The organism is Aerococcus sp. L_32 (genome assembly GCF_050689315.1).
The window spans coordinates 1-679 of the sequence record NZ_JBOEQF010000997.1; the positions used below are offsets into that span (position 1 = coordinate 1).

Sequence of the window (679 nt, forward strand, 5' to 3'; positions counted from 1 at the left end):
GTTGAACTTCTATGTGACTTCTATGAACTCATTGAAGTTAGCTTCAGGTGAAACAATTGAAGTAACAAGTGAAGAGATTATCGCAGCACAAGCAGAGAATGGTACGTTAAAATTAAGCGGCGAACAATTAAGTGAGCGTGCGGAAGATGCATACTCAAACACCGCAAACGAAGATACTAACGGAGAACCTTCGACAGGAACTAACCTAGCACCTACCGGTTCAATTGTAGTTAATGGGGTTGAAGTACCCGTTAGCTTAGGTATGCTAGTGACTAGATTAAATCCTTCAGCGGATAATGTAACGACAACGTATCGTGATGTAACAATTGATTCAACCTTAGCTGAAATTTATGATGTGACGTTTGGTGCGATTGACCATTCAGCAATCATGACGAACAAAGAGAATGCGGTAGCACAGTTGGAAGCTACTAAAGAATCTATGGAAGAATATCATGAACGATTGAATGATGACCCTAACATAAGTGATGATGATGCGAAGAAAATTATTGAAGCAGACAACATCGCTTTAAACTCAATCGGTGACGGTGAAACAAAAAAACAAATTGAAAAGCTATTAAGCGAAACAAGCATTTCCAATTCAGACTCAAGTGGTACAGTTGAAGAAACAAAACCAATTGAAGAGATGACCGCTGAAGAACGTGAAGCTGCATTGCTTGCT

At 39.5% G+C, this 679-nt stretch carries 1 protein-coding gene; it reads left to right on the forward strand.

What is annotated here, in order from left to right:
- Nucleotides 1-679, forward strand: a 679-nt coding sequence (locus ACRCJ0_RS17825; protein WP_431391476.1) for a hypothetical protein, incomplete at both ends; no start/stop codon positions are given.